At 70.8% G+C, this 25,627-nt stretch carries 23 protein-coding genes and 1 pseudogene; 10 read left to right on the top strand and 14 right to left on the bottom strand.

Annotation, left to right across the window (positions count from 1 at the left end; genetic code table 11):
* Positions 1-8 precede the first annotated feature (8 nt).
* Genes OG344_RS30085 through OG344_RS30095 form a run of 3 tightly spaced genes read left to right on the top strand, consistent with a single transcriptional unit; the run spans position 9 to position 2,673 of the window.
* A complete protein-coding gene (locus OG344_RS30085) occupies positions 9-743 on the top strand; it encodes a glycosyltransferase (RefSeq protein WP_405085975.1) in 735 nt (244 codons plus the stop codon).
* Positions 744-754: 11 nt separating this feature from the next.
* On the top strand, positions 755-1,630 hold the full coding sequence (locus tag OG344_RS30090) for a PIG-L deacetylase family protein (RefSeq protein WP_405085976.1): 876 nt from the start codon (positions 755-757) through the stop codon (positions 1,628-1,630).
* A complete protein-coding gene (locus OG344_RS30095; RefSeq protein ID WP_405085977.1) occupies positions 1,627-2,673 on the top strand; it encodes a glycosyltransferase in 1,047 nt (348 codons plus the stop codon). The genes OG344_RS30090 and OG344_RS30095 overlap by 4 nt, the downstream gene beginning before the upstream one ends.
* On the opposite strand, the gene OG344_RS30100 is transcribed toward OG344_RS30095, so the two are convergent.
* The 6 genes from OG344_RS30100 to OG344_RS30125 all read right to left on the bottom strand — a co-directional run bounded on the left by OG344_RS30100 (position 2,670) and on the right by OG344_RS30125 (position 10,028).
* Positions 2,670-3,701, bottom strand: a complete 1,032-nt coding sequence (locus OG344_RS30100; protein WP_405085978.1) for a phosphotransferase — start codon at positions 3,699-3,701, stop codon at positions 2,670-2,672. The two genes, OG344_RS30095 and OG344_RS30100, sit on opposite strands and share 4 nt — an antisense overlap.
* Positions 3,702-4,122: 421 nt before the next feature.
* Positions 4,123-4,671 carry a GNAT family N-acetyltransferase gene (locus tag OG344_RS30105; RefSeq protein ID WP_405085979.1) on the bottom strand — a complete coding sequence of 183 codons (549 nt, stop codon included), beginning with the start codon at positions 4,669-4,671 and terminating at the stop codon, positions 4,123-4,125.
* A gap of 139 nt (positions 4,672-4,810) precedes the next feature.
* Positions 4,811-6,067, bottom strand: a complete 1,257-nt coding sequence (gene fxlM / locus OG344_RS30110) for a methyltransferase, FxLD system (RefSeq protein ID WP_405085980.1) — start codon at positions 6,065-6,067, stop codon at positions 4,811-4,813.
* A 173-nt stretch (positions 6,068-6,240) separates the two neighbouring features.
* The gene (locus tag OG344_RS30115) at positions 6,241-7,656 is read right to left on the bottom strand and encodes a sensor histidine kinase (protein WP_405085981.1); all 1,416 of its coding nucleotides are present in this window, start codon (positions 7,654-7,656) and stop codon (positions 6,241-6,243) included.
* Positions 7,653-8,372 carry a response regulator transcription factor gene (locus OG344_RS30120; RefSeq protein WP_405085982.1) on the bottom strand — a complete coding sequence of 240 codons (720 nt, stop codon included), beginning with the start codon at positions 8,370-8,372 and terminating at the stop codon, positions 7,653-7,655. Before OG344_RS30120 ends, OG344_RS30115 begins: the two co-directional genes overlap by 4 nt.
* A 114-nt stretch (positions 8,373-8,486) precedes the next feature.
* On the bottom strand, positions 8,487-10,028 hold the full coding sequence (locus OG344_RS30125) for a phytoene desaturase family protein (RefSeq protein ID WP_405085983.1): 1,542 nt from the start codon (positions 10,026-10,028) through the stop codon (positions 8,487-8,489).
* A gap of 121 nt (positions 10,029-10,149) precedes the next feature.
* On the opposite strand from OG344_RS30125, the gene OG344_RS30130 reads away from it, so the two are divergent.
* Genes OG344_RS30130 through OG344_RS30140 form a run of 3 tightly spaced genes read left to right on the top strand, consistent with a single transcriptional unit; the run spans position 10,150 to position 14,535 of the window.
* A complete protein-coding gene (locus OG344_RS30130) occupies positions 10,150-11,052 on the top strand; it encodes a pseudouridine-5'-phosphate glycosidase (protein WP_405085984.1) in 903 nt (300 codons plus the stop codon).
* Positions 11,049-12,002: a carbohydrate kinase family protein gene (locus tag OG344_RS30135; RefSeq protein ID WP_405085985.1), complete on the top strand. Its 954-nt coding sequence runs from the start codon at positions 11,049-11,051 to the stop codon at positions 12,000-12,002. Before OG344_RS30130 ends, OG344_RS30135 begins: the two co-directional genes overlap by 4 nt.
* A 37-nt stretch (positions 12,003-12,039) precedes the next feature.
* Positions 12,040-14,535: a hypothetical protein gene (locus OG344_RS30140; protein ID WP_405085986.1), complete on the top strand. Its 2,496-nt coding sequence runs from the start codon at positions 12,040-12,042 to the stop codon at positions 14,533-14,535.
* 52 nt (positions 14,536-14,587) lie between these two features.
* Here the strand turns inward: OG344_RS30140 and OG344_RS30145 are convergent, their stop codons facing one another.
* From OG344_RS30145 to OG344_RS30155, 3 genes and pseudogenes are all read right to left on the bottom strand, one after another.
* Positions 14,588-15,826 (bottom strand): RNA polymerase sigma factor, encoded by a 1,239-nt coding sequence (locus OG344_RS30145; RefSeq protein ID WP_405085987.1) that lies wholly within the window; start codon positions 15,824-15,826, stop codon positions 14,588-14,590.
* A pseudogene (locus OG344_RS30150) lies at positions 15,826-16,241 on the bottom strand (YciI family protein). Before OG344_RS30150 ends, OG344_RS30145 begins: the two are co-directional and overlap by 1 nt.
* 146 nt (positions 16,242-16,387) lie before the next feature.
* The gene (locus OG344_RS30155; RefSeq protein ID WP_208800417.1) at positions 16,388-16,831 is read right to left on the bottom strand and encodes a GNAT family N-acetyltransferase; all 444 of its coding nucleotides are present in this window, start codon (positions 16,829-16,831) and stop codon (positions 16,388-16,390) included.
* 379 nt (positions 16,832-17,210) lie between these two features.
* Between OG344_RS30155 and OG344_RS30160 the strand changes: the two genes are divergently transcribed.
* Positions 17,211-17,780, top strand: coding sequence for a hypothetical protein (locus OG344_RS30160; RefSeq protein WP_405085988.1), 570 nt, complete (start codon positions 17,211-17,213; stop codon positions 17,778-17,780).
* Positions 17,767-18,921 carry a radical SAM protein gene (locus tag OG344_RS30165; protein ID WP_405085989.1) on the top strand — a complete coding sequence of 385 codons (1,155 nt, stop codon included), beginning with the start codon at positions 17,767-17,769 and terminating at the stop codon, positions 18,919-18,921. Before OG344_RS30160 ends, OG344_RS30165 begins: the two co-directional genes overlap by 14 nt.
* Positions 18,922-19,121: 200 nt before the next feature.
* Here OG344_RS30165 and OG344_RS30170 read toward each other — a convergent pair whose 3' ends face one another.
* Positions 19,122-19,352, bottom strand: coding sequence for a hypothetical protein (locus OG344_RS30170; protein WP_405085990.1), 231 nt, complete (start codon positions 19,350-19,352; stop codon positions 19,122-19,124).
* Positions 19,353-19,804: 452 nt separating this feature from the next.
* On the opposite strand from OG344_RS30170, the gene tnpC reads away from it, so the two are divergent.
* Positions 19,805-21,286 carry an IS66 family transposase gene (tnpC, locus tag OG344_RS30175; RefSeq protein WP_405085991.1) on the top strand — a complete coding sequence of 494 codons (1,482 nt, stop codon included), beginning with the start codon at positions 19,805-19,807 and terminating at the stop codon, positions 21,284-21,286.
* Positions 21,287-21,749: 463 nt separating this feature from the next.
* Here tnpC and OG344_RS30180 read toward each other — a convergent pair whose 3' ends face one another.
* The 3 genes from OG344_RS30180 to OG344_RS30190 all read right to left on the bottom strand — a co-directional run bounded on the left by OG344_RS30180 (position 21,750) and on the right by OG344_RS30190 (position 23,759).
* Positions 21,750-22,202, bottom strand: a complete 453-nt coding sequence (locus OG344_RS30180) for a hypothetical protein (protein WP_405085992.1) — start codon at positions 22,200-22,202, stop codon at positions 21,750-21,752.
* Positions 22,203-22,280: 78 nt separating this feature from the next.
* Positions 22,281-23,030 carry a hypothetical protein gene (locus tag OG344_RS30185; protein WP_405085993.1) on the bottom strand — a complete coding sequence of 250 codons (750 nt, stop codon included), beginning with the start codon at positions 23,028-23,030 and terminating at the stop codon, positions 22,281-22,283.
* 390 nt (positions 23,031-23,420) lie between these two features.
* A complete protein-coding gene (locus tag OG344_RS30190; RefSeq protein ID WP_405085994.1) occupies positions 23,421-23,759 on the bottom strand; it encodes a hypothetical protein in 339 nt (112 codons plus the stop codon).
* Between the two features lie 58 nt (positions 23,760-23,817).
* On the opposite strand from OG344_RS30190, the gene OG344_RS30195 reads away from it, so the two are divergent.
* Positions 23,818-24,447, top strand: a complete 630-nt coding sequence (locus OG344_RS30195; protein ID WP_405089201.1) for an IS5 family transposase — start codon at positions 23,818-23,820, stop codon at positions 24,445-24,447.
* Positions 24,448-24,464: 17 nt separating this feature from the next.
* On the opposite strand, the gene OG344_RS30200 is transcribed toward OG344_RS30195, so the two are convergent.
* Positions 24,465-25,088, bottom strand: a complete 624-nt coding sequence (locus OG344_RS30200) for a hypothetical protein (protein ID WP_405085996.1) — start codon at positions 25,086-25,088, stop codon at positions 24,465-24,467.
* Positions 25,089-25,627 lie beyond the last annotated feature (539 nt).

Here is a 25,627-nt window from a genome sequence, read left to right on the forward strand (position 1 = left end):
AGCACCCGGTGATCCAACCCACCGTCTCGCTGATCATCCCGGCGTTCGACGAAGCCGGCTACCTGCCCCGCTACCTGCCCACCGTGCTGGCGTCCCTGCGGCTGTTCGAGGAGCACACGTGCCAGGTGGGCGAGGTGATCGTGGTGGACAACGCCAGCACCGACGCCACCGCGGCCGTGGCCGAGCAGCTGGGCGCCAGGGTGGTGCGCGAGCCGCAGCGCGGCATCGGCCGCGCCCGCAACACCGGCGCCCGCGCCGCCCTCGGCGAGTACCTGGTGTTCGTCGACGCCGATGTGGAGTTCCCGCTGGGCGGGGTGCGGGACATCGTCGACACGCTCCGCCCCGGCCTGTGCGTCGGCGGGGCCATCCCGCCCGAATACGAACCCAACCGGGCAGGCACCCGGCTGCTGGTCGCCGCCTGGGCGGCGTACCGGCGGCGTTTCGGCGGCGCGCAGGGCGTGTGCCAGTTCGCCACCCGGGAGGCGTTCGGCACGGTCCGCGGCTACCGGGAGGACATGTTCATGAGCGAGGACGTGGAGTTCTTCGCCCGCCTCACCCGGCTGGGCGCGGCCCACCAGCACCCGGTGACGCACCTCACCCATTTGCGGGTGCGGCCGTCGAACCGCCGGTTCGAGCGGTGGCCGTCGTGGCGCATCTGGTGGTGGTGCAACCCGATCACCGCGAACCTGGCCCGCACCAGCCCCCGCTTCTGGCGGCACTGGTACGACACGACCGTCCGGTGAGCGGCGCCCCCATGCCTGTGACGCTCCCGGTGCCGGACGCGGACGGCGTCTACACCTTCCCCGGCGACCTGGCCGCCGCCCACGACCAGCACCAGCAGCAGCTGGCTGCCCGCCGCGCCGCCGGCGACCCCGACGTGATGCGGTTGCTGGCGCCGTACGGGTCCCGCCCGTACCTGGTAGAACGCCGCCGCCCCGCAGGGCGGCCGGTGGTGGCGATCGAGCCGCACCACGACGACCTGGCCCTGTCGGCCGCCGGGACCCTGCTGACCTGCCCGCGGCCGCTGACCGTCGTCACCGTGTTCACCCGCTCCGTCACCGCGCACTCCGACGCGCAGGCGTCCCGCCCCGGGGAGCCCGGGGTGACGGCGTTGCGCGCGGAGGAAGGCCGGCAGGCGCTGCGGCCCCTGCAGGCGGGCCGCCTACTGCTGGGGTACCGGGACGCCCGCCCCCCGTACGGGCCGTACGATCCGCGGCTGCTGGACCAGGTCACCGCCGACCTGGAGCGGGTGCTGGACGGCATCGGCGGCGGGGCGGAGCTGCTGGCACCGGCCGGGGTGACCCGCCACCCCGACCACCTGCTGGTGCACGAGGCGGCGCTGCGGCTGGGCTGCACCTGGTTCTGGGAGGACGTGGCGTTCTGGGCGACGTACGCCCTGTCGGCCGACGACCGGTATCTGTTCGCCGAGCGCGTCGGCGGCGCCCTGACCGCGCACGTCGGCGACATTACGCCCAGCGTGCTGGACAAGCTGACCCTGCTGTACGTGCACGGCTCCCAGCTGCAACCGCTGCACGCCATGTACCGGCCGATCCGGTACGCGCACACGGTGGCGGCCGACGCCCGCCCCGCCCTGTACGCAGAGCGGTTCTACCGGCAGGTGACCGGGTGACCGGCACGGTGGTGTTCGCGTGGCGGCGCATCCCGCCGCCGTTCCTCATCGGCGGGGCGGAGGTGTCGCAGCAGCTGCTCGCCGAGGAGTTCGCCGTCGCCGGGTGGCGGGTGGTGTACATGGCTTCGCATGAACCGCCGTGGGCGGAGGCCAGCGAGCTGCCGAGCATGCTCGACCACCTCACGAAGGCGGGGGTGCCGCACACCTGCCACGGCGGGGCGCTGGCCTACACGTGGCGGGGGGTGCAGGTGCGGGCCGTGCCGCGTGACCGGGTGGACGCGGAGCTCGGGACCGTCCTCGCCGTGGACCGGCCGGACCTGGTCGTCACCTCCCAGGAGGGGTCGGCGGAGCTGGCCGCCGCCGCCCGGGCGCGGGGGGCGAAGGTCGCCGGGTGGCTGCACTCGGTGTCCAAGACCGGCATGCACGTCCTTGGGGGGCGGCCGCATGTGGCGCTGGCCACCAGCAGGTTCGTGCTGTCCCGCACCCCGCCGCAGCAGGCGGCCGTGGTGTTCTACCCGCCGTTCCGTGACCCGGGCAGCCGGTACGGCGAGCTGCACGGCAGCGGCGACCTGTTGATGATCAACCCGGTTCCGGTGAAGGGCTCCGGGCTGGTGCACGAACTGGCCGAGGCGCTGCCGCACCGCCAGTTCACCCTCGTCGAAGGGTGGTGGGACACCTCGGCGGAGTTCGCCCGCCACCCGAACGTGTCGTGGGTGCCCCGCACCTACGACATGGGCCCCCTGTACCGGGGGCACCGGCTGCTGCTGGTGCCGTCCACGTGCGACGACGCCTACCCGAGGGTGATCGTGGAGGCCGCCCTGGCGGGGCGGCCCACGGTGGGGTCGACGCGGGGCGGCATCCCGGAGGCGGTCGCCGACCCGGGCATGCTGGCCCCGCCGGGCGACGTGGACGCCTGGGCCGCCCTCATCGAGCGTTTGGACCGGCAGGCCCTGGCAGTCGCGGGTGACGGGGCGTGGCGGCGGGCTGTGCCGCTGGCACGGGCGTGCCTGCCGGAGCTGGCCGCCGCCGGCGTCTTGTCCTAGACGTGCCCGGTGAAGGCGGCGGTCACCTCGTCGCGGCGCCTGGTCCACCAGTGCAGCAGCCGCTCCCCCGTCAGCCACAGGTGGTCGGGGCCGGTGTCGCCCTTGTCGTAGTGCCACTGCAGCTGCCAGAAGTCGGTGGCCCGTTTCCACCACAGGCGGGTCACCGCGTCGGCCAGGTCGTCCCCGTCGAGCGGCAGCACGTGCCGGTACCCGGTGGTGAACGCCGCCACCAGCGGCAGGTCCATCCGCCCGTCGGGGGTGGTGAACTGCACCTGCCCGGTGCGGGTGACCTCCTCGGCGAGGGGGCGGGGGGCGAGCCGGTCCCAGTCCAGGATCGCCGTCACCGCGCCGTCGGACCACAGCAGGTTGAGGGGTTGGACGTCGCCGTGCGTCCACCCGACCGGCCCTGCCGGTTCGGTGGTGGCGGGCCGGTGGTGGGCGTGCGCGGCGATCAGGTCCTTGCGCTGCATCAGTAGGTTCCGGGTGTCCGCATCGAACCCGGTCGGCTCGGGCAGGGCATCGATCACCCGAAGGAACCGGTCCGCCTCCCCCGCTGCCGCGTGCGGGTCGGTGACCTTCGCCGTGGGGCGTTCCGGCTCGGACAGGCCCGCACCGGCCAGGTGGATGTGCAGGTGCGCCAGGACGGCGCCGAGGTGCGCGGCCTGGCCGGGGGTGAGGCTGGCGCCGTGCCGGTGCTCGCCATGCGCCCACGGCAGGAGGCAGAAAGCGCGGCCGTCGATCTCCGCGACCACGTCCCCGTCCCGGGTTGGGCGGGGCGGGCAGACCGGCACCTGCGCCGCGGCCAGGGCGCCCAGGACGTTCAGGCTGCGCCGCGCATTCGCGGGGGTGACGTCGATGATCTGTTTGAGGGCGAACACCCCGTCGGGTGTGTCGACCCGCCAGTTGCGGTTCATCATCCCGTCGGGCAGGAACGCCACCCGGTGGGCGGGGCCGGTGCGGAACGCGGCCAGTACGTGGGCCAACTCCCGGTCGGTGATCGTCGGGGTGGGCGTGGTCAGCTCGGTCACCCGAAGGAGGGTAGGCGACCCCGCCGTGGTTGTCCGCCGCTCCCGGCAGGGCGTCCGCTACGCCCGGAACGGGATGCCACCCCGGCGCGGGTCGCAGGGCGTTGACCGGGCCCGGAGTTGTGACCCGCGTGCAACACCGTCCACAACCTGTCCCGGTCCGTGACGCGGGCCGGCGCGCATTGACTGATCGGCGGCATTAACCCCGACAGGACGCCCCCACCCCCAAGTCAGGGGGCGCGACCGATGGAGGACACGGTGACCCCTCGAATCATTTGCACCGCCCCCGCGCTGCCGCGCCGCGACCCGGCCGGCGACCCGACCCGCGACGCCCTGTACCGGGTGGGGCCGGTGCGGGTGGCCGTGCAGACCGACCACCCGCCGGTGCTGGCGCACCTATCGGACTGGACGAGCAACTACGCGACTACGGCATCGCCATCGGAAGATCGCGTACGTAGATGTCGTAGGCGTCGGCGATGTCGCCGGGGGCGCCGGTCAACCGGCCGGCGCACCGCCACCCCCACGACCGGTACAGACGCTGATTGGACTCCAACCGCGGCTCGACCGCCAGCGTCGCCCGTCGCGCCGGGCAGCCCGCGAGCACCGCGTCATGCACCGCCCGCCCCACACCCCGTCCTCGCTCGTCCGGCACCACACCCATGTCGATGAGGGCGAACGTGCGCTGCCCGGTCTCGGCGGTGAATTCCGTGTCCAGCGGCTCCAGCATGCCGTCCCACCATCTGGTGTCCGGCAGCAGCAACGCCCCATAAGCGAACCCGACCAACCGCCCCTCCCTCCGGGCGGTCGCCAGCCGGAACCCCCGCCGCCCGAGCAACGTCACGTAGCTGGCCTGCTGGTGGACGAACTGCTCAGGCCCTTCGTTGTTCGGTGCGGCCCCGAACGCCGCCCGGTAGGCGTCGCCCACCTCCTCGGCCAGTTCCCTCGCCTGTGGCGCCCCCAGCACGTCCAGCACCACTGCGTCGTGATCGTCCGCCTAACACGTGTCCGCATGGCCACCGCCCGACCCGCCCATGCCCCGCCTCTTCCTTCTCTCTGGTGGCGAAACCGTACTGGAAGGGGATCCGGGCCACGGCGACGGTGAGCGTGCCCCGTCAACCACCGGTCGTGGTGACGAACACCCTGCTGTGTCTCTTGTCTGCCGTGATCATGGCGGTGGGGTTGTCGGCGCTCCCCTGCGGATGGACTTCGATCCGCAGTCCCTCCAGCTCATCGCGCGCGCGGGCCGCTCCCCACGCCCGAACTCGATCGGCGACCTCACCGGCCAGCCGCTCCCCGCCGGGCCCGTAAGCGCACGCCCCCAGCTCGACCATCTCCTGACCCGTGTCGCTGGGCGCGGGACGGCGGACCAGGTACGCGAAGCTGCCGTCGGTGTAGCAGCCCATGCTGCCCCACCGGTAGATGGGCTCGACCAGGCCCGCCTCCCGCGCCCGGTCCGACACAAGGACCCGGCATATCGGTGCCGCGCCGGCCAGCCAGAAGTCCAGATGCGTCATCGGCCTCCACGGCACCACCACCCCAGACCAGGCCAGGACCGACGCACCGGTCAGCGCCGCGCTGAGTGCGTCGGCGTCGATCGGCTGCCCGTCGTCGACGCGCAGCCACACCCCGCTGTCGGCGCCCAGTTCCACGTTGGTCTCCTCCACCGCTGACGGCCCCCGCATCGGCATGAATCCGCACTCCACGATCGACACGCTTCGCCATACGGCGCCGTCGAGTTCCAGCGCCACCGACCGGGTGACGCCCCAAATCCGCAGCGGAACGACCAACCGCCCGCCCGGCGCGAGCTGTTCCCGCCACGCGGGTGGCACATCCCACGCGCCCGCGGTGACGATGATCCGGTCGTAGGGTGCGTCCTCAGGGTGGCCGGCTTCGCCGTCTCCGTGGACGACCCGCACCCGGTCGTAACCCGCTGCGCCCAAACCTCGCCGGGCTCCCGCCACGATGTCGGCTCCGATGTCGACCGTCGTAACCTGTCCCTGCGGCCCTGCCAGCTCGGCGAGCAGCGCGGCGTTGTAGCCGGTCCCCGCGCCTATCTCCAGCACCCGAAGGCCGGGCTGGACGTCCAGTTGCTCCAGCATCGCCCCGACCACCCCGGGGCCGGACGCAGAGCTGATCGCTCTTCCGTTCTCGTCCCGGTGAGTGACCACCGAATCAGGCCCGTAGGCCTGTTCCAATGCCGCCGACGGCACGAACACGTGCCGGGGCACAGCACGCATCGCGGCTTCCACGAGCCCGGTGCGTACGCCTCCCCAGTCGCGCAGCTTGTCGACCATGGCGTCACGAAACGCATGGTCCGTGCGCTCTTGCTTGCGTACGGCGTTGGTTTCCACCGGGTGGAGCGTACTCAAGCGGGCCTCCTCGTCTCGTGCGAATCGCTGGTGTTGGCCGCCCCGCGCCTCCGGCAGGACACGGGCGCGAGCTGAGAGTGGTGCACAAGAACGCTGGACACAGGGCGACGACGTACTCAATGACGCAGCCGCACTCATGGACCACCAAGATGGGTGAGGCTTGCGACGCCCCATCAGGCGGTCGGCGGGGTGCCGGGGAGTTCGATGGTGGCGAGGGTGCCGCCGCCGAGGGCGTTCTCCAAAGAGACCCGGCCCCCGGCGTCCCGTACGGCCTGGGCCACGATGGCGAGACCGAGGCCGGAGCCGGGCAGGCCGCGCGCCGACGGCGAACGCCAGAAGCGCTCGAAGACGTGCGGCAGCTCGTCCTCGGGAATGCCCGGCCCCTCGTCGCGCACGGTCAGCACGCCCTTGTCGAGCCGCACCGTGACGAGGCCGCCGGGCGGGCTGAACTTCACCGCGTTGTCGAGCACGTTCACCGCGGCGCGGTGCAGGCCGCGGGCGTCGCCGTGGACCTGCCAGGGATCGAGGCCGACGTCGAAGCGTAGCCCCGGGCCGCGCCGCCGGGCCCGCTCGACCGCCGCCGCGACCACCTCGTGGAAGTCGATCTCGGCCGACGACTCGCCGCTCTCCGCCTCGCGGGACAGCTCCAGCAGGTCGCCGACGAGGCTCGACATCTCCTCGAACTGCTCCTTGACGTTCGCCAGCAGCCGCCGCTTGGCCGCGGGCTCGATGGCGCGGCCCGTGGTCTCGCTGCGCAGCAGCAGGTCGATGTTGGTACGCAGGCTCGTGAGCGGGGTGCGCAGTTCGTGCCCGGCGTCGGCGACGAGCCGCCGCTGCCGCTCCTGGGAGCTCGACAGGGCCGCGGTCATCGTGTTGAACGACCGGCCCAGGCGGGCGATCTCGTCCTCTCCTTCGACGGGGATCGTGACGGTGAGGTCCTCCGTCCGCGCCACGTGCTCGACCGCGCCGGTCAGCCGCGCCACGGGCCGCAGGGCCGTACGGGCGAGCCAGAGGCCGGCCACGGCGGCGCCGGCCACACCGAGCACGCTGACCGACCCGAAAACCACGGCGAGGATGCCCAGCGTCTGGTCCATCTCGGCGGTGGAGCGGAACACGCTGATCGTCACGGGCGCGGGCGGCTGCGCGAGCTCGGGAAACCCGCCCGGCGGCCCCGGCATCCGGGGCACGTAGCGGGTTGTGTGGACGAGCACGGAGGTCCCGTCGGTGGTGACCGCGTCCCGCAGGATCGACCCGGAGGTCAGCGTGCGCTCCGCCGCGGACGGCCGTACGTAGGCCGAGCCGGCCCAGACGCAGACCGTGCCGTCGGGCGCGACGACCTGCCAGCTCCGCCCCGAGGGGTCCCAGTCGGGACGGGGCCCGCGGCGCTGCGTCTCGTCGCCGCGGCAGTCGCGCAGCGCGATCGCCACCTGGTCGGCCGCCGGTCTCAGCCGGGTCAGCGAGCGGGCGATCTGGTCGCGCATCTCGGCGCGGGCGAGCAGCCAGCAGGCCGCCGCCGACACCGCGACGGCCAGCGCGACCGCCGCCGCGATGAGCAGCGTGAGCCGGGAGCGGAGGGAGCGGCGCCTCACCGCGACGGCCGCAGCACGTAGCCCACCCCGCGCACGGTGTGGATGAGGCGGGGCAGCCCGCCCGCCTCCGTCTTGCGGCGCAGATACATGACGTAGACATCGAGCGAGTTCGACGTCGGCTCGAAGTCGAAGCCCCACACCTCGCCGAGGATCTGCTCCCGGGTGAGCACCTGGCGCGGATGGGTCAGGAACAGCTCCAGCAGCAGGTGCTCGGTGCGGGTCAGCTCCAGCCGGTTGCCGGCCCGGGTGACCTCCCAGCTCGCGGCGTCCATGCGCAGGTCGCCGAAGGCGAGCACGTCGCCGTCGCCGCCCCGGGCGGCGCACGGCCCGCCGCGCCGCAACAGTGCCCGCACCCGGGCGAGCAGCTCGTCGAGCTCGAACGGCTTGACGAGATAGTCGTCGGCCCCCGCGTCCAGCCCGGAGACGCGGTCGCCGACGGCGTCGCGCGCGGTCAGCATGAGGACCGGGACGCGGTTGCCCGCCGACCTCAGCCGCCGGCAGGTGGTCAGCCCGTCGAGCCGCGGCATCATGACGTCGAGGAGCATCGCGTCGTACGCCTCGCGGCCCCGCGTGGCCTCGTCGAGGAGGCCGAGCGCGGCCAGCCCGTCACCGGCCGTCTCGACCTCGTATCCCTCGAACTCCAGGCTGCTGCGCAGCGCCTCCCGCAGGGCGGGTTCGTCGTCCACCACCAGCAGCTTCGCGGCTTCCTCACGCACCGGCACACGCTATCCGAGGGTCATGAGAATCCGGTTAAAGGGCGCTTTGTCCCGCTGAGTCGCACCCGCCCGGCGACCCGGGTCCAAATGCCGGACCGCGTTCATCTCGCCGAGTCACGCGTGGCCGAGGACGGCCATCGCGGCGTTGTGGCCCGGGATGCCGCTCACGCCGCCGCCGCGCCGCGCGCCCGCGCCGCACAGCAGCACCCGCTCGTCTGCCGTCTCCACGCCCCACGGGCCGTGACCGCCCGAGCCGTCCTCCTCGCCGTACGGCCAGGACAGGTCGCGGTGGAAGATGTGCCCGCCGGGCAGGCCCGCCTCCCATTCCAGGTCGAGCGGCGTCTTGACCTCCAGGCACGGCTCTCCCGAGGGGGTGCGGAGCAGGCAGTCGTCGATGGGCTCGGCGAGCACGGAGTCGATCGAGGCGAGCGTGCGGGCCAGCGCCTCCCGCTTGGCGGCCGGGTCGGCGAACAGCCGGGCGGGCATGTGCAGGCCGAACAGCGTCATCGTCTGCGCCCCCGCCGCGCGCAACTCGGGCCCGAGGATCGAGGGGTCGGTGAGCGAGTGGCAGTAGACCTCCGCGGGCGGCAGGTCCGGCACCCGCCCCGCGGCCGCCTGCGCGTACGCGGCGGCGAGCTGGTCGCGGCTCTCGTTGATGTGGAACGTGCCGCTGAACGCCTCGGCCGGCGCCACGGCGGGGTCGCGCAGCCGGGGCAGCCGCGACAGCACCATGTTGATTTTGAGCTGGGCGCCCTCCGGCGTCTCTGGTGTCTTCCCAAGCAGCCGGGCGAGCACGGCGGGCGGCAGGTTGGCCAGCACCTTCCCGCCGGTCACGACGTGCTCGGCGCCGCCGGGCACCTCCCGGAACGTGACCTCTCCCGTGGCGGGGTCGACGGCCAGCACCTCGGCTCCCGTACGGATCTCGGCGCCGCGCCGCCGCGCGACATCGGCGAGTTCGGCGGTCACCGCGCCCATGCCGCCGACCGGGACGTTCCAGTCGCCCGTGCCGTCGCCGATGACGTGGTAGAGGAAGCACCGGTTGGCCAGCAGGTCGGCGGCGGGGTCGGCGAAGGTGCCGATCAGCGCGTCGGTGAGGACCACCCCGCGGACGGTGTCGTCGGCGAACCGCTCGTCCACGACCTGCCCGATGGGCCGTTCGAAAAGGTCGCGCCACGCCTCGTCGTCGCCGACGATCCCGCGCAGGTCCGTACGGCCGGGCAGGGGGTCGAGCAGCGTGGGCGCGACCCGCCGGGCGACGTGGGCGGTCATCGCGTAGAACCGTTCCCAGGCGTCGAGGTCGCGCCGTCCGCCGGTGACGGCCTCGAAGGAGGCGGCGGTGCGGGCGGCGTCCTCGTTGTCCACGAGCAGCCCGGTGCCGCCGGCCGGCGTGTAGGAGGAGAAGCGGCGGCGGCGCAGGTCGAGCCGGAGCCCCAGCTCTTTGACGATCTTCGACGGCAGCAGGCTGACCAGGTAGGAGTAGCGCGACAGCCGCGCGTCCACGCCGGGGAACGCCCGCGCCGACACGGCGAGACCGCCCACGTGGCCGAGCCGTTCCAGGACCAGCACCCGGCGTCCGGCCCCGGCGAGGTAGGCGGCGGCCACGAGACCGTTGTGCCCGGCACCGGCGATGACGACGTCGTAGTGCGAACGTGGCATGGAGCGTTCTCCCGGGTCGTACGAGGCACGGTGCCCGAAAGGTATCGCAAGGTTGCCCCCTGGACCCGGGCAGAATATGACGAAGTGGGACAATTTTCTGCCAACCACGAACAGGAGCACCATGCGCGTTTCCGATGAGGTCGCCGAGGCGCTGGCCGCCGGACGGCCGGTCGTCGCCCTGGAGTCCACGATCATCTCCCACGGGCTTCCCCAGCCCCGGAACCTCCAGGTCGCCCTCGAACTGGAGGAGATCGTCCGGGAGGCGGGCGCGGTGCCCGCGACGGTCGCGGTGCTCGACGGCGTCCCCCGGGTGGGCCTCGACAAGGACGGGCTGGACCGCATCGCGACCGAGCCGGACCTGCGCAAGCTCGGCTACCGCGACCTCGCCCCGGCCGCCGCGCTCGGGCTCAGCGGCGCCACGACCGTCTCCGGCACGTCGTTCCTCGCGGCCCGTGCGGGCGTGCGGGTCTTCGCCACCGGAGGCCTCGGCGGCGTACACCGCGGCTGGACGGCGGTGCAGGACGAGTCGGCCGACATCGACACCCTCGGCCGGACCAGGATCACGGTCGTGTGCGCCGGGGTGAAGTCGATCCTCGACGTGCCCGCGACCCTGCAGCGGCTGGAGACGAAGCAGGTCAGCGTGGTCGGCTACCGTACGGACGAGTTCCCCGGCTTCTACCTGCACAGCTCGGGCGAGCCGGTCGACTGGCGCGTCGAGACGCCGGAGGAGGCCGCCGGGATCATGCGGGCCCAGGACGCCCTCGGCGGGCTGGAGACCGCGCTCATCGTGGCCAACCCGGTGCCCGCCGACCTCCAGCTCGACCCGGACCTGCACGACCGGGTGCTCGCCGAGGGCCTGCGCGCCGCCGGGGAGCGCGGCGTCACCGGGCAGGCCATCACCCCCTTCCTGCTGGAGTATCTGGTCGAGGGCACGGGCGGGGCGTCGCTGGAGGCCAACCTCGCCGCCGTACGCGGGAACACCGCCCTCGCCGGGCGGATCGCCGCCGCCTGGGCGGCCGGGTGAGCGCTCGGCCCGCGACCGGCCTGCTGGTGATCGGCGACGTGGTCACGGACGTCGTCGCGCTGCACGACGGGCCCCCGGCCACCGGCACGGACACTCCCGCCGACATCGCGCTGCGTCCGGGCGGCTCGGGGGCGAACACCGCCTCCTGGGCCGCCCGCCTCGGCGCCGACACCCGCCTGCTGGCGCGGGCCGGCTACGACACCGGCGACTGGCACGCGGCCGAGCTGACGAAGGCCGGCGTACGGCCGCACCTGCGGATCGACTCCGAGCGTCCGTCGGCCGTGGTCATCGCGATGGTCGACGCGAGCGGGGAGCGGTCCATGCTCACCAACCGGGGCGCGAGCGGTCATATCGGCGTGGACGACTGGGCGCCCGGCCTCCTCGACGGGGTCGGGCACCTGCACCTGTCGGCGTACACGATGTTCGCCGGGCCGGGGCTGGAGCTGGCCCGGCTGGCCATGCGCGAGGCGGCCGGGCGGGGCGTCCCGGTCAGCGTCGACCCGGCCTCCTGCGGGCCGCTGCGGGAGTTCGGCCGTGAACGGTTCCTCCGCGAGACCGCGCCGGCGTCCACCGTGATCCCCAACCGGGAGGAGGCGCTGCTGCTCTCGGGGGCGTCCGATCCGGACACGGCCGGGCAGGTCCTGAGCGCCCGCTACGGCACCGCGGTCGTCAAGCTAGGGGCCGACGGCGCGCTGCTGGCCCGCGAGGGCCGTATAGTCGCCAGGGCGCCCGCTCCCCCGGCGGCGGTGATCGACTCGACGGGTGCCGGAGACGCCTTCGCGGCGGGGTTCCTGGCCGCCACACTGGCGGGCGGCACGCCCGAGGAGGCGCTGCGAACGGGGTGCGAGGCGGGGGCGATGGCGGTCGCGCAGGTCGGCGGCCGTCCGAAGTCTGGGAACTTTACCCTATTGACACCAATTGCTGGTTTGCGGCGTAAGCTGCACCATTAGCAACATGCGTCACTCTCGGGAGGGTGCGGTCATACCGATGGACGCCGAGTCAACGATCTGCCTGAGCGACCTGGTCCCGGCCCTGCGCTGGAGCCGTCCTCAGCAGGTGGCCGAGATGCTGGCCGACCCGCGCCTGCCCGGCGGGTGGTGGGCATCCGTCGCCATCGGCCACGCGGTGCGGGCGACCGGAGTTGACTGGCTCTGCGAGCGGCTCGCCCGGCTGGCCGTCGGCCGCTGGGACCATCTGCCTCTCACCGACCTGCTCCCCGCGCTCCAGGTCCACACCGTGGACCCGGCCATGACCGGCTGGCCCGAGCCGGTCCGTACGGTGATCACCCACCTGGGCGGGTGGTACCGGCTGCGCCGCATGACGCCCGTCGACCTACGGACCCCCAGCGCCTCGGCCTCGCCGGAGGCCCTCCTCGCCACGATCTTCCGGGAGGTGTTCGGGCACCTGGAGGAGCCGGACGGCGAGCAGGCCTCCACTCCGGCCACCCAGGCGGTCCCAGGCACACAAGCCGCTGCGGGGGCGCCGGCGGTCCCGGCCGCTCCCACGGTGCGGCCCGCGGCCGGTCCCGACTCCGCGCCGTTCCCGCAGGCTCCCCAGACGACCCCGCCGCACGGGACCTCGACGCACGGGACCTCGACGCAGGGAACCCCGCCGCCCGGAACCCCGCCGCATGGAACCCCGGCACGCGGAACCACAGCGCAGCCGTTCCCCCAGCAGCCCGCCGCGGCCGCGCAGAGCTTCCCGGCCGCTCCGGGCGCGGCCTCGCAGCCCTTCCCCGCCGTCGCCCAGGGACCCACCACACAGGGGCCCGCCGGCCAGCAGGGACCCACCGCTCACGGACCCGGCTCCCAGGTGCCCCCGCAGGCCGAGGGCGCCCCTTTCCAGCCCTTCTCCGCCATCCCGGGCGCTCCCACCTCGCAGCCCTTCCCCGCGACTCCGGGCGCGACCTCGCAGCCCTTCCCCGCGACTCCGGGCGCGACCTCACAGCCCTTCCCCGCGACTCCGGGCGCGACCTCGCAGCCCTTCCCCGCGACCGCACAGGGACCCGGTTCACAGGGACCTGGCTCCCCGCCGCCCCCGCAGGCCAACGGAGCCCCTTCGCAGCCCTTCGCGCGGCCGGGCGCACTGCCTCCCGGTCAGGCGGAGCAGGCGGCCGTACAGCCGGGGGCCGCCCTGCCGCCCGCGAGCCCGCCTCCGGCGGGCGCGCCCCTCGGTGAGCAGGTCAGGCCGGCCACGCAGCCCTTCGCCCGGCAGCCCGCCACCGCGCCCCCCCAATCCCCGGCCCAGTCCCCGGCTCAATCCACAGGCCAGTTCCCGGCCCTGCCCGGGGCCCAGCCGACGGCCCATTCAGCGGCACAGTCCCGTACGGAGGTCCGTGGCGAGGCGCGGCCGGAGGCTCCGGCGGCGCCGGAGCGGCAGCCGGCCGATCTGTCCGCGCACCCAATGGCCGGGGTCGTCGAGGGGCTGTTCCGCGACTGGGATCCGCTCGCCCGCGCCGTGGCCGTCGAGCGGCTGTTCGCCGCCGAACCGGTGAGCCTGCGCGCGCTCGCGCACAACCTCGGCGTCGACCGCGAACTGCTCTCCCAGGCCCAGCGCGCGGCCGAGGAGCGGGTGCTGCTGTGGCTGCGCTCCCCCGACACCGCGCCGCTCACCGGGCACCTGTTCGGGCTGACCGAATGGCTCGGCGCGGCGGCCACCCAGGAGCAGCTCATCGCGGCCGACCCGTCCCACCCGGTCGAGGTCCCTGCCCTCGGCACGCCGCTGTGGCGGGTGCTGGTCACACTCATGCCCGACCGCCGCCTGCAGGACGGCTGGCTCGTGGTCGGCGACCTGGCCGGGCTGCGCGAGAAGACCCGCCACCTCCTGGCGAACAAGCCCGCCGACGCCGATGTCGTGGAGCTGCTGGGCCAGCTCGGCATCCGCGCCCACTCGGCCAAGGCGTGGCTGGACTCGATGTCCCAGGCGTCCGCGCCGTCCGGAGCGGACGCGCTGCCGACCCGGCGCGGGCCGGCGGGCGGACCGGCGGGCAAGCCCGCGCCGCTGCCGCGCCGCACCCCGGGGGCGAACGGCCACCACCACGGCCGCGGCGGAATCCCGGTCCCCTCCCAGGCCGGCAACGGGCCGGACGCCGCGACGGCGCTGGCCGCGCTGAACGCGCTGGCGAGCGGCACCCGGGGCGGGGGCGTACCCCTGCCGCACCTGGTGCCGAACCCGCGTCCGACCTCGGGCCCGGCCTCCGACCCGCGCCGCTGGCAGCGCATCGACGTCACCAGCGGTCACCTGCGCGGCGAGCCGGTGGCGGTCCCCGAGGGGTACGCCGCCCAGCTGGGCATGCGTCCGGGGACGTTGCTGTCGGTCACCGGCCCGGGCAACAACGCCGTCGTCCTGGTGTGGCGTGACCGGCAGCCGGTGTTCGACTCGCTCCAGCCGGTGCTCATGCGGCTGAACGCCCGGCCGGGCGACTCGGTCTACGTGACCGTGGACGGCTACCGGCTCGACGCCCAGCTCACCTCGGCCGTCTGACCGCCCCCGGCCGTACGCGGCGTCCGGTGACCGGCCGGGCGAGCCGGGGAGGTCAGCCCAGCGCGGCCGCCTTGCGCAGCAGCACCGAGCGTTCACGCCGGTTGGCGCACAGCCGGGCCGCCAGCTCCAGCTCCGCGCGCGCCTCCGGTCGCCGTCCGAGCCGGGCCAGCAGCTCACCGCGTACGGTCGGAACCAGATGCGAACCGGGGAGCCGGTCCGAGGCGATCAGCTCGTCCACGATGGCCAGGGCCGGCTCCGGGCCCGAGGCCATGGCGACGGCGACGGCCCGGTTGAGCTCGACCACCGGGGAGGGCGCGACCCGGCCGAGTGCCTCGTAGAGCACCACGATGCGGTCCCAGTCGGTCTCCTCGACCGAGGGCGCCGACGCGTGGACGGCGGCGATCGCGGCCTGCAGGCCGTAGGGGCCGAGGCCGCGCGCCGACGTCCTGGCCAGCGCGGCCAGCCCACGGCGGATCGCCGAGAAGTCCCACAGCCGCCGGTCCTGGTCCTCGAGCAGGACCGGCGAACCGTCCGGGCCGGTCCGGGCCGGGAAGCGCGCGGCCGTCAGCTCGAACAACGCGAGCAGGCCGTGCGCCTCCGGCTCGTCCGGCAGCAGCGCGGCCAGCGTGCGGGCCAGCCGGATCGCCTCGTACGCGACGTCGGGGCGCAGCAGCCGGTCGCCCGACGTGGCCGTGGACCCCTCGGTGAAGATCACGTAAAGGACGCTGAGCACGCCGCCCAGCCGCTCCCGGCGCTCACCCGCCGCCGGCAGCTCGAACGGCACCCCGGCCGCCGCGATCGTCTTCTTGCCCCGGGTGATGCGGGCCTGCACGGTCGGCACGGAGACGAGGAACGCGCGGGCGATCTCCGCGCTGGACAGGCCCGCGACCACGCGCAGGGTCAGCGCCACCCGGGCCTCCGGGGAGAGCACGGGGTGGCAGCTGACGAACATCAGCGCCAGGACGTCGTCGTCGATCCTGTCGGGGTCGATCTCCTCGTCGGCCGCCGAACCGCCGACTGAGCCGGCCGCCGCGTCGGCCGCGAGCAGGGCGTACCGGTCCTGGAGAATGGTCCGGCGGCGGATCGCGTCGATCGCCCGCCGCCGGGCCGTGGCCATCAGCCAGCCGGCCGGATTCGCCGGAGGGGCGAGCGGCCACGACACCAGCGCCTCGGCCACCGCCTCCTGGGCGACGTCCTCGGCCAGCCCGAAATCACCGGTGAACCGGGTCAGCGCGGCGACGATCCGCGCCGACTCGATCCGCCAGACGGCCTCGACGTCGGCCGTGCCCATCAGATCCGGCCGTCGCCGTCGCGCCCGGCCCGGTCCCTGGCGATCATTCGCCGGCCTGCGGGACCTCGTCGCTCCCGGCCACCCGGCGGACCTCGATCTTGGACCCGCGGGCCGCCGGGACCCGCTTGGCCCACTCGACCGCCTCCTGCTTCGAGGCGACGTCAAGGAGGAAGTAGCCCCCGAACAGTTCCTTGGTCTCGCCGTACGGCCCGTCGGTGACCACCGGGGCCTCTCCGCCGAAGTCGACCACGACGCCCCGGCGCGGATCGTCCAGCCCTTCGGCCGCGAGGAGAACACCGGCCTTGACCATCTCCTCGATGAGCCGCCGGGTCGCGGCCATCGCCTCGTCGATGCCGGCCATCATGGCCGCGTTCGACTCGTCGGTGCCCCGCATGATCAGCATGTACTTCGACATCGCGTTCTCCTCGTCGGGCGGGGCCGCCTCCCGGCCCTCACACCCATACGTCGAACGAGCGGCGCACGGATCGACACGGTCCCGAAGAAATCTCCGGCCACGACGCGGCCGAGCCCTCCCACCCGTTCATGGGATGGGGAGGGACGTCAGGTCTTCGGCCTGAGCATCTTCCGGTAGTAGGTCGCCGAGATCTCGTAGCCGAGGGCGCCGTAGAACTCGGCGGCCCGCCGGGTCGCCAGCGCGACGTACCCGGCCTGCCGCGAGCGCGCCCACGTCTCGAACTCCTCCAGCAGCCTGCGCCCGATGCCGTGGCGGCGGTAGCCGCTCTCGATCATCGCCTCCTCCACCCAGGCGACCCTGCCGTTGGCGAAGAGCGTGATGTGGGTGAAGCCCAGCAGGTAGCCGCGTACGGTCCCGTCCACAGTGGCGACGATGAGAAAGGCGTCCTCGTTCTCCAGCAGTTGCGGCAGCGCCGCGTCGAACGGCGCGCGCTCGGGCCGGAACGTCACCGCGAACTCGCGGGCGAGGGCGAAAATCTCGTCCGCGTCGGATTTCTCGGCTTTACGGAGCTGGAGATCACCAGACGTCATGAAAGGGACTCTAGGAGTACGAGGGCACATACGTCCAATCCGGGGCCCGCGACGCCGGCCCGGCCGTACGGTCCCGGTCGTACGACATGGTCGCAGGGCATGGTCGCAGTCTCCCATGCGCGACCGGCCTCCAGCCTCGCCACTCCCTCGCCGGCGGGCCCGTGACGCCCTGCGGACCGGCCTGCTTTCCCGTTGCCGAATTCGATCAACCGCCTCGCACGAAACACAACACCACCAAAGGGAAGAATGCCCAAATTTGCAGCTTCCTTGACGCCCACTCGCCCGGGACATAGCATCCGGAAGATACCAGCGGTACGGAATTATCGGGGCCCAGGCATATTTCTCCCTGTCGTAGACCTCACGTCTGAGAGCCTGTGAAATGCCAGATCCCATCGCGCTCGACGAAGATCGATTGCTTCTCCTGAAGAACCGCCGCCTGACCCAGCGTCTCCGAACCCTGTTCTCCGACCTGGACGCCGACGAGGAGCTGCAGCGGGCGTTCATCCAGTCGCCCGTCGAGGTGCTGGGGCTGGAGGTCACGGGGCTGGAGCTCGACCGCTCCCAGGCCGCCGCGGTCAACCGGTTCGTCTTCGCCGCGCTGAGCAACGAGGAGTTCCGCTCGTGGGCGGAGAGCTACGACCGGGAGCACGGCGAGCGGAGCCGGGAGGAAGTGTTGCGCGACTTCTCGGAGGCCCTCGCCCGTACGGGCGACCCGGCGCTGATGCGCGGCCTGCTGACCATGCTGGACAGCGGGGTCCGCCTCGAAGACCCCCTGGTGGAGACCGTCATCGTCAAGGCGGAGTCCATCGCCATCGGAAACTGGTTCATCTACAAGGTCTCCGGACACGACGACTTCGACGACCTGATCGTCTCGCCCGAGCAATTCCAGCGAATAAGCCAGCAACTGGTCTTCCGGGCGCAGGAGCTGTCCGCCGGTGGCGAGCTCTAGCGCGGCTCCGGCGGGGCACGGCCTGTTGCGCCAGGGCCGCACCCTGTCGATGATGCTCACTTTCGCCTGCACGGCGGAGTGCACCCACTGCAGCACCCTGAGCAGTCCGCGAAACCGTGACCATCTGCCGGCCGCCGACGCCCTGCGGGCGATCGACGAGGCGGCCGAACTCGGCTTCGTCAACGTCGTCTTTACCGGAGGCGAGGCGACGCTCCGCTGGGACGACCTGCTCACGTGCATCGGCCGCGCCTCCGGGCACGGCCTGCGTACGCGCCTCGTCACCAACGCCCACTGGGCGCTGACTCCGGAGGCGGCGGAGACCACCCTCGACCGGCTGCTCGACGCCGGGCTCGACGAGATCAACTTCAGCACCGGGGACGAGCACGCCCGCTTCGTCCCGTTGCCGCGGGTGGCTCAGGCCGCCGCCGCCACCGCCCGCCGGGGCCTGACCGCCCATGTGATGGTCGAGCTTCGCCACGACCGCGAGGTCACCGCCGCGCGGCTCCTGGCCGAGCCCGCCATCCAGGAGCTGGAGCCCGAGGCCCGCGCGCTCGTGCGGCCGTCCGAGAGCCCGTGGATGCCGGTCAAGCCCTTCAAGGTCGAGCGGTATCCCGACGGCGTCGCCTCCCGCCGGGAGGATCTGCCGAAACTCGCCGGCTGCGACAGCGTCCTCCAGACGTACACCGTGCAGCCCAACGGCCGCGTGGCCGCGTGCTGCGGGCTGGCGATGCGCCTGGTGCCGGAGCTGAACGTCGGCGAGGTCGCGGGCGAGCACACCCTGCGCACCGCCATCGACGAGGCCGAGGACGACCTGCTGAAGCTGTGGCTGCGGGCCGCAGGGCCCGAGGCGATCCTCGCCTGGGCGTCCGACCGCGATCCGGAGATCGCCTGGGAGGGCATGTACGGACACCGCTGCCAGGCATGCCTACGCCTCTACAAGGACCCCAGGGTGCGCGCGGCGATCGTGGACGGCTACGAGGAGGAGATCCCCGCCGTCGTCCAGGCGGCCTGGCTGAAGGACCGCTACGTCCCGTCCCGCCTGTCCGAGCTCTTCGGCGCAACCGAAGATCCCGCTCGTCCGGCTTCTCCCACCTCGTCGGAGGCGGGCGCCACCCCAGAGGCGGACATCGTCGACAGCTGACTCGGGCAGTCAAGTGCCGGGTTCGATGGAGGCTGTGTCGCCCGCTCGTCGTCCGGATGGGCGGGGTGGTGTGGTGATTGCACGCCGCGGTCGGAGTGACGGACCAGGTCCGTGGTGTCACGCCCATCCCCGCAGCAGTGATCAACTTCTGGACGGCAGGTCACGAAACGTTCCGGCAGGATCGGCGTACCCGCGGTGGGTCAGAGTGCGCCGAGGAGCACTCCGCAAGAAGCCGCCTCAAGGACACTGACGAGCACCGCCCATGGCAACGCGGTTCCCGTGGCCACAAGTGCGAGCAGGATGCCGAGGAAGAACAGGATGCCGTAACCTACGCCGCGTACGGCCCTCCGTCCCGTCGTCGCCTTCGCTTCACTTCCCATTTTCCTGTAGCCGGCGTCGACGCTCACGGCGATCATCAGCAAAGCCACCACGACTACCCGCCCGTCAAATCGGCCCACGGCGGCCAACCCGCAACCGAGCGCGATCAGACAAAGGACCTTCAGGTAGACGTCGGTTCGAAGCGATCGCTGCCACCCGTTGACGGAACCACTCCCAGCCCGGGAACATCGCTCAAATTTCCGCATCTCGCGTCTCACCGATCGTTCCGGCCGATACGGATATTCTCGACCGCTCCGCAACGGGCCGGGTATTCACCCAGGGCTCCGGCAAAGTCGGCTTCACCTCCCGTTCTGCTGGGCGCACGAGTAATCGAGGTAGCTGTAAAGTGTGACCCACTTTGGGAATATTACGAGCTCGGCTCCGTTTCGATGTTGAAACTATTTACGCCGCCGACGGTCCAGTAGGTAGCCTACGAGTAACTGGTTAGGTCTCTCCGGCCGTTGCCCGATTTGATCATCTTCTGGTGATCCGCGATCATCGGTGGGTGTCCAGTTCCCCCGCCGCCAAGCCGTCGTACGACGAGTTGGCGGCGTTGGTGGTACGGCTGAGCGACGCGCTGGACAAGGCGAATGGGCGAATAGCTGAGCTGGAAGCCCGGCTGGGGCTGAACTCGGACAACTCCTCCAAGCCGCCGAGCTCGGATGGGCTGGCAAAGCCCGCGCCCAGGTCGCTGCGTAAGGGCGGGCAGCGTAAGCCCGGTCGTCCGAAAGGAACGCCTGGAGCGACGCTCGCGCAGGTCGAACGCCCCGACAAGTGGGAGCGGCACGAGCCGAAGCAGTGCCGGGGCTGCGGGGACGGCCTGGCCGGTGCGCCCGAGGTCGGCATGGAAAAGCGGCAGGTCTTCGACATCCCGCCGATCAAGGTGCAGGTGACCGAGCATCAGTTGGTCGAGCGGCGGTGCTGCGACTGCGGCGTCGTCACCAAGGGCACCGCGCCCGCGGGTGTGACCGCGCCGGTGCAGTACGGCTCCCGGATCACTGCGATCATCGTGTACTTGTACGTCGGGCAGTTCCTGTCCAAGGATCGCACTGCTCAGGCGCTGGCCGACCTGTTCGGTGTCCCGGTGACCGGCGGCACTGTGCTGTCGATGACCGCCCGGGCTGCCACCCGGTTGGATGGTTTCCTGGCCCGCGCCGTTGAACAGATCGCCGCCGCGCCGGTCGCGCACTTCGACGAGACCGGGTTCCGCGTCGAGGGCAAGCTGCACTGGGTGCACTCGGCCTCCACCGGCACGTGGAGTCTGATCACCGTGCATCGCAAGCGTGGCACCGCCGCGATGGACGCCGCCGGGGTGCTGCTGGCCTTCACCGGGGTCGCGGTCCACGACGCCTGGGCGCCCTACGACACCTACACCGACGCCACGCACGCTCTTTGTAACGCTCATCTACTGCGCGAGTTGCAGCAGGTCATCGACACCACCCCCGAAGGTGAGTGGTGCTGGGCCGAGCAGGCCACCGACGCGCTGCTGCAGATGAAGGTCCTGGTCGAGGCTGCGATCGAGGCCGGCGGGCTGAAGCATCTGGACCAGGTCGCGCTGGCGGAGCAGGCCCGGCTGTGGCGATCGGCAGCTGCGATCGGCAGACACGACACCCGTTCCCGGACTGGCAAGCTGATGAAGAAACACCACGCGCTGGCCACGCGGATGCTGGATCGGCAAGACGACTACCTGCGGTTCACCCGCGACGAACTCGTCTCGTTCGACAACAATCCCGCGGAGCGCGAGATCCGGATGATCAAGCTGCGGCAGAAGGTCTCCGGTTGCCTGCGCACTCTGGCCGGGGCCGAGCAGTTCTGCGCGATCCGCAGTTATCTGGCCACCGCCCGCAAGCACGGCGTCAACTTCTTCCACGCCCTCACCGAACTCGCCGAGGGATACCCCTGGCTGCCCGAGGCCACCCCGGCGCTCGCACTTCTCAGCGGAACCCGGGAACCCGCCGGCAACTCGCCGCTGGCTGCCGCAGCCTGATTTCACGCGCACAGCTCTGGTACCTAACCAGTTACGCCTACGACAGCTATTGCAATGAGCGTGAGACCGCTCTCGAGCGGATCATTCCCGAGCAGAACGAGAGCCCATGTACCGAGAGCGAGTATCGCAGCTCCCGCGAGGGTCGTGATAACGCCTACCAGGATTGATCGCCTGAAATTCTCCATCAGCAGTACCAGAAAAGATCGTCGCGATGATGCTTACCGACGGATCCAACCGTCTTAACCTTGGTCGCCAGTACGGCAGCCGCCATTTCCGAGCCAGCCTGCGGTGATCCGGCTGATCGCTGTGCGTTCCCGGCGGCTTGATGGATGCGATCTCGTGATGTGGAGGCCGGACAACCGATGAAGCCGCCTGCGATCTCTTCTGTTTGACGAGAAAACGATCAAAGGCGGCTGCTGACGCCATGGTAGAAGTCTGCCGGGTCCAGCGGAAGGCAGCCGAGCTACTGACTTCCGTCATCCATGAACTCAAATGTAAGAGAAATCGACCCCTTAGGCCCGCCATCGGGAGCGTCACCAAATACTGTCATGGTTCGCCCATTAACCATCTTCTTGAGCATGATCGCCGACATGTTCGCGGCCGCAATTGGATCGTCGGGCGGCAGCACCGTCCACCCTTGCCGTTCAAGTTCATGAACCACTACATTATAAGAATATACGTGTGTCACAGTGACATCGGCCCACACTCCCGTTCCATCTTCGTCGCACTCGGAGCCTTTCTCTATGGCCCCGGCACTCATTTCCGCCAGCGCCTTTGGAATCAACGAGATGAGCTCCCTCTGCGCCTCCTTGACCTCTTCCTTCGTGAGAGTGCAGCCCGGACTGGAGCAGGCGGAAAGGGGTGCAATCCCGATCAACACCATCACCACCTTTGCGATCACGGTGTTGCGAATCATGATTGGCACCTTCCACGCATTCTCGAAGTTCAAGCCCACAGACGCGACCGGTCGGCCGGGTCGTCAGAGGCTGCCCTGTCAGGAGCCGTTTGATTTGATCAGAGCCTTCGCGTTGTCGACCCAGTCCTGGAAAACGGGTCCAACCTCGGCCAGCTCTGTCCTGTTCTGCTCGACCAAGGACTGTTCATAAGCAGCTCGTACGGTTTTGTAAACACCGGCCAAGTTGACTTCCGCCTGGCATGTCGCATCGGCGAACGCTGTCTTCCGCTCTTCTTCGTTAGCGGGTTCCGACACTTCTCGAGAGGCCCATCTCGGGTCGTTGCGCAACAGCACCGGATCCGGGTACGGAAGATCGTGGCGTGCCATGCACGCGGACCAGGCGGCGAAGGCCTCCCGAACCCTGCTGTCATGCAGTGCCGACAGTCGGGAATCCACCGCCAGCGACCGCGGGTCGACCGGGAGGTGAGGTTCGCGGCCGTGAATCCGTGAACGTGCGTTTCCGATGCAACCACCCGCCGGGATGGCTTCACCTGTGGCCGTCTGCCTGGCCCCGCCCTCGAAGGCATTGCGTTCCTCCTTCGTGGGCTCATGCCGCCTTCGACCATCCTCACGAAGGGCGCCTGTGCTCGCCCCTCCGACTGACGGTCGCGGGTATCCGGACTTGGCCACGAGATCTGGATCGAGGTATTCCACGTAGTCGTACTCGGTGTAGTCGGCGGGGTCCCAGGTGCGGATGGTGTCGGCTGTCCACTTGGTGAACCCGAGCCTGCGCATACATGCGGCGGCCGCGATGTCGCGGGCACTGTCAACGAGCTTGATGCCGTCCATGGCTGTCATGTAACGGTCGAGCGGCATCGGTACCGGTCTTGCGTCTTTGATGCGCGGAATGGCGCCGACCGATGGTTCGGCAGTCGGTGTGGCCATGGGCGGGCCGCTGGTCGGTGGCAGTTCGGGTAAAGCCGGCGACTGGGACGTGACCGGTTGGGGCTCCGCCCCGGCCGCTGTAGTCATCGCACCGCCGCACCCTGAGACCGTTCCGACGAGCGCAAGCACCGAAAGCACGAGCACGCGGGGGTTGTATGGCATTACAAGTCACCTTCCAGAAGACCTGGACGCCGTTCCGCTTCCACCAGCACCTCGCAGGGCGATTTCAAAGTCGTCGGGTGATCGGCGAGTGTGACGCTACGTGAGCATGATACGGCACGTAGATCGTTGTGATCATGGTGTGGCCTCGGCGTAGGCGTGCCAGCGCTGGTGGGCTCGTCGTGACCGGTATTGGTGTCGGCGTCGCCAGATGGACCAGGCCAGCTTGTGGGCGGGATCGCGCCGGGGTTCGGGGATGAGAACGCCGCGCAGGTCGGCGTCGAGGTGGCGTTGCAGCGTGGTCGCGACGGCGAGCAGCGTGTAGGCCGGCAGGGTCATGACGGTCCAGCGGTGCCAGGAGCGCCACCGGATGACCTGGCCGGCGTCCAGGCCGCAAGTCTGTTTCGCGAGCTGGTGATCCTCCTCGATACGCCATCGGGCCGAGGCGATCCGAATCAGGCGGCGCAGTGGCACCGGCTGGGGGCTTCAGCAGCGTTAGAACGAAACGGTTCCGGTGTAGCGGTGACGGCGGATCACCCGCTGGGAAGAAGCCAAGGTCACCGAACAGATGCTCACCGCGCTTCGGCGCCGGCTCCGGGCGGACCAGGGACGAGCCGAGGAACCAACGGCGGGCATCATCGATTCCCAGAGCGTCAAGGGCGCCGACACCGTCGGCCGCGAGTCCCGCGGCTACGACGCGGGGAAGAAGGTCAACGGGCGTAAGCGCTTCATCGTCACCGACACCCTCGGGCTGCTGCTGGTCGTCTGCGTGATGGCCGCCTCCGTCCAAGACCGCGACGGAGCCAAGACCACTCTGCTCAGCATGTACCTGGTCACGCCGGTCCGGTACGTGTTCGCCGACGCCGGCTTCGCCGGGATGCTGGCGGACTGGACCCAGCGCGTGCTGCGGACCGTGCTGCACATCGTCCGCAAGGCTCCCGGGCAGATCGGGTTCGCGGTGATCGAGCGGCGATGGGTCGTCGAGCGGTCGCTGGCCTGGCTGACCAGCCACCGCCGCCTGGCCAGGGATTATAAGCGCCGGCCGGCCACAGCCGAGGCCATGATCCGATGGGCCGCGATCAGCGGCATGGCCCGCCGCCTCGCGCGGGGAAGCGCTGCAACTCGTCAGCAGCGCATCACCCTCGCTCATCCAGCGGAGTAGCCCTTCACAAACACGTTCTAAAGGGCGGTGCCACATCCACGCTTTGACCGGGCGTCAGCTTCATAAAAAGTGGAGCAGGTCTTGAAGTTCCGCTGCCAGAGCCCGGATTGGATCGTCTCGGCCATACGGCGCACATCCACCACAGTTCCGTCCAAGTCGCGCATGTATTCCTGCTCAAGGGGGTCTGATGCGAACCCTCGACGCCGAAGCTCGTAACGGACAAGGAGTTCAGCGAGATAGACCGACTCGCTGGTGATACGATATGCTGAGAGTTTTACACCCGGCATGAGGCGTGCAAGGATTTCCTCACCCCGCCCACCCCCGATGAGTTTGATTATTTCTTTTGGCCCAACGCTTGTGCCGCCAATCTCTCGCGCGGCGTCAGTGATTCGCGATACGCGGCGCTCGAGCGCGACATCCCATACATTCGATGGTACGGCGTCGAACTTGACGGCAGTATCTCCCCCCAGTCGCGCGGCGTTCTCTTGCTCATACCTGTGTTGGTCCGCAATATGGACAGGGATGCCGTCTTCTCGACTCAGACGAATCGTTCCGTCGAATTCGATCGATTGAATTCGACGAATCAACGAAGGGTGACTTGGGGATTCGGTTGAGAAATCCGTGACGTCGTAGCGTTCCATGGCCCTCTCAAAATCTCTCCCGGTCTTGAGATATTCATGCCATCTCTCGTAGAGATCGGACGGGTAGAGCCCTGCTTCAGCCAGAGGGGCCACGTAACGCCGGCAGAATTCACCGAACAAGAGGTCTAGGAGTTCCGCGCGAGCGATAGAATGCGCCACCACACGGGGTGAGGCTACGGGCAGACTTGCGCGATCGGAGTCGAGTTCGGACTGCCATCTCCGCGATATCGACGTGAACGGCAGTCGCCAGCCATACGAGTGTTTATATGCGAGTTCGTGGGCGATGATGGCGGCGAGCTCGGTTTGGGGGCAGGCGAGGAGTAGTGGTAGGCCAATGATGAGGATGGTTCCTGTGTGAGCCCGGGCTGAGCTCTTGCGGGTTTCGGCATTGGCTTTCGGCCCCACGGCTATGACCGCGGGTCCCGAAACCTGCATGTGACTTGCCGTTTTTTCGTAAGCATTCACGTCATGCGCGCTTTGTGACCGATGGCTTGCTGGTGTGACGTTCCGTCACTTTGATCGTTGAGTCTCCGGCATGC

This window comes from Microbispora sp. NBC_01389 (assembly GCF_045040095.1).
Taxonomy (GTDB): domain Bacteria; phylum Actinomycetota; class Actinomycetes; order Streptosporangiales; family Streptosporangiaceae; genus Microbispora.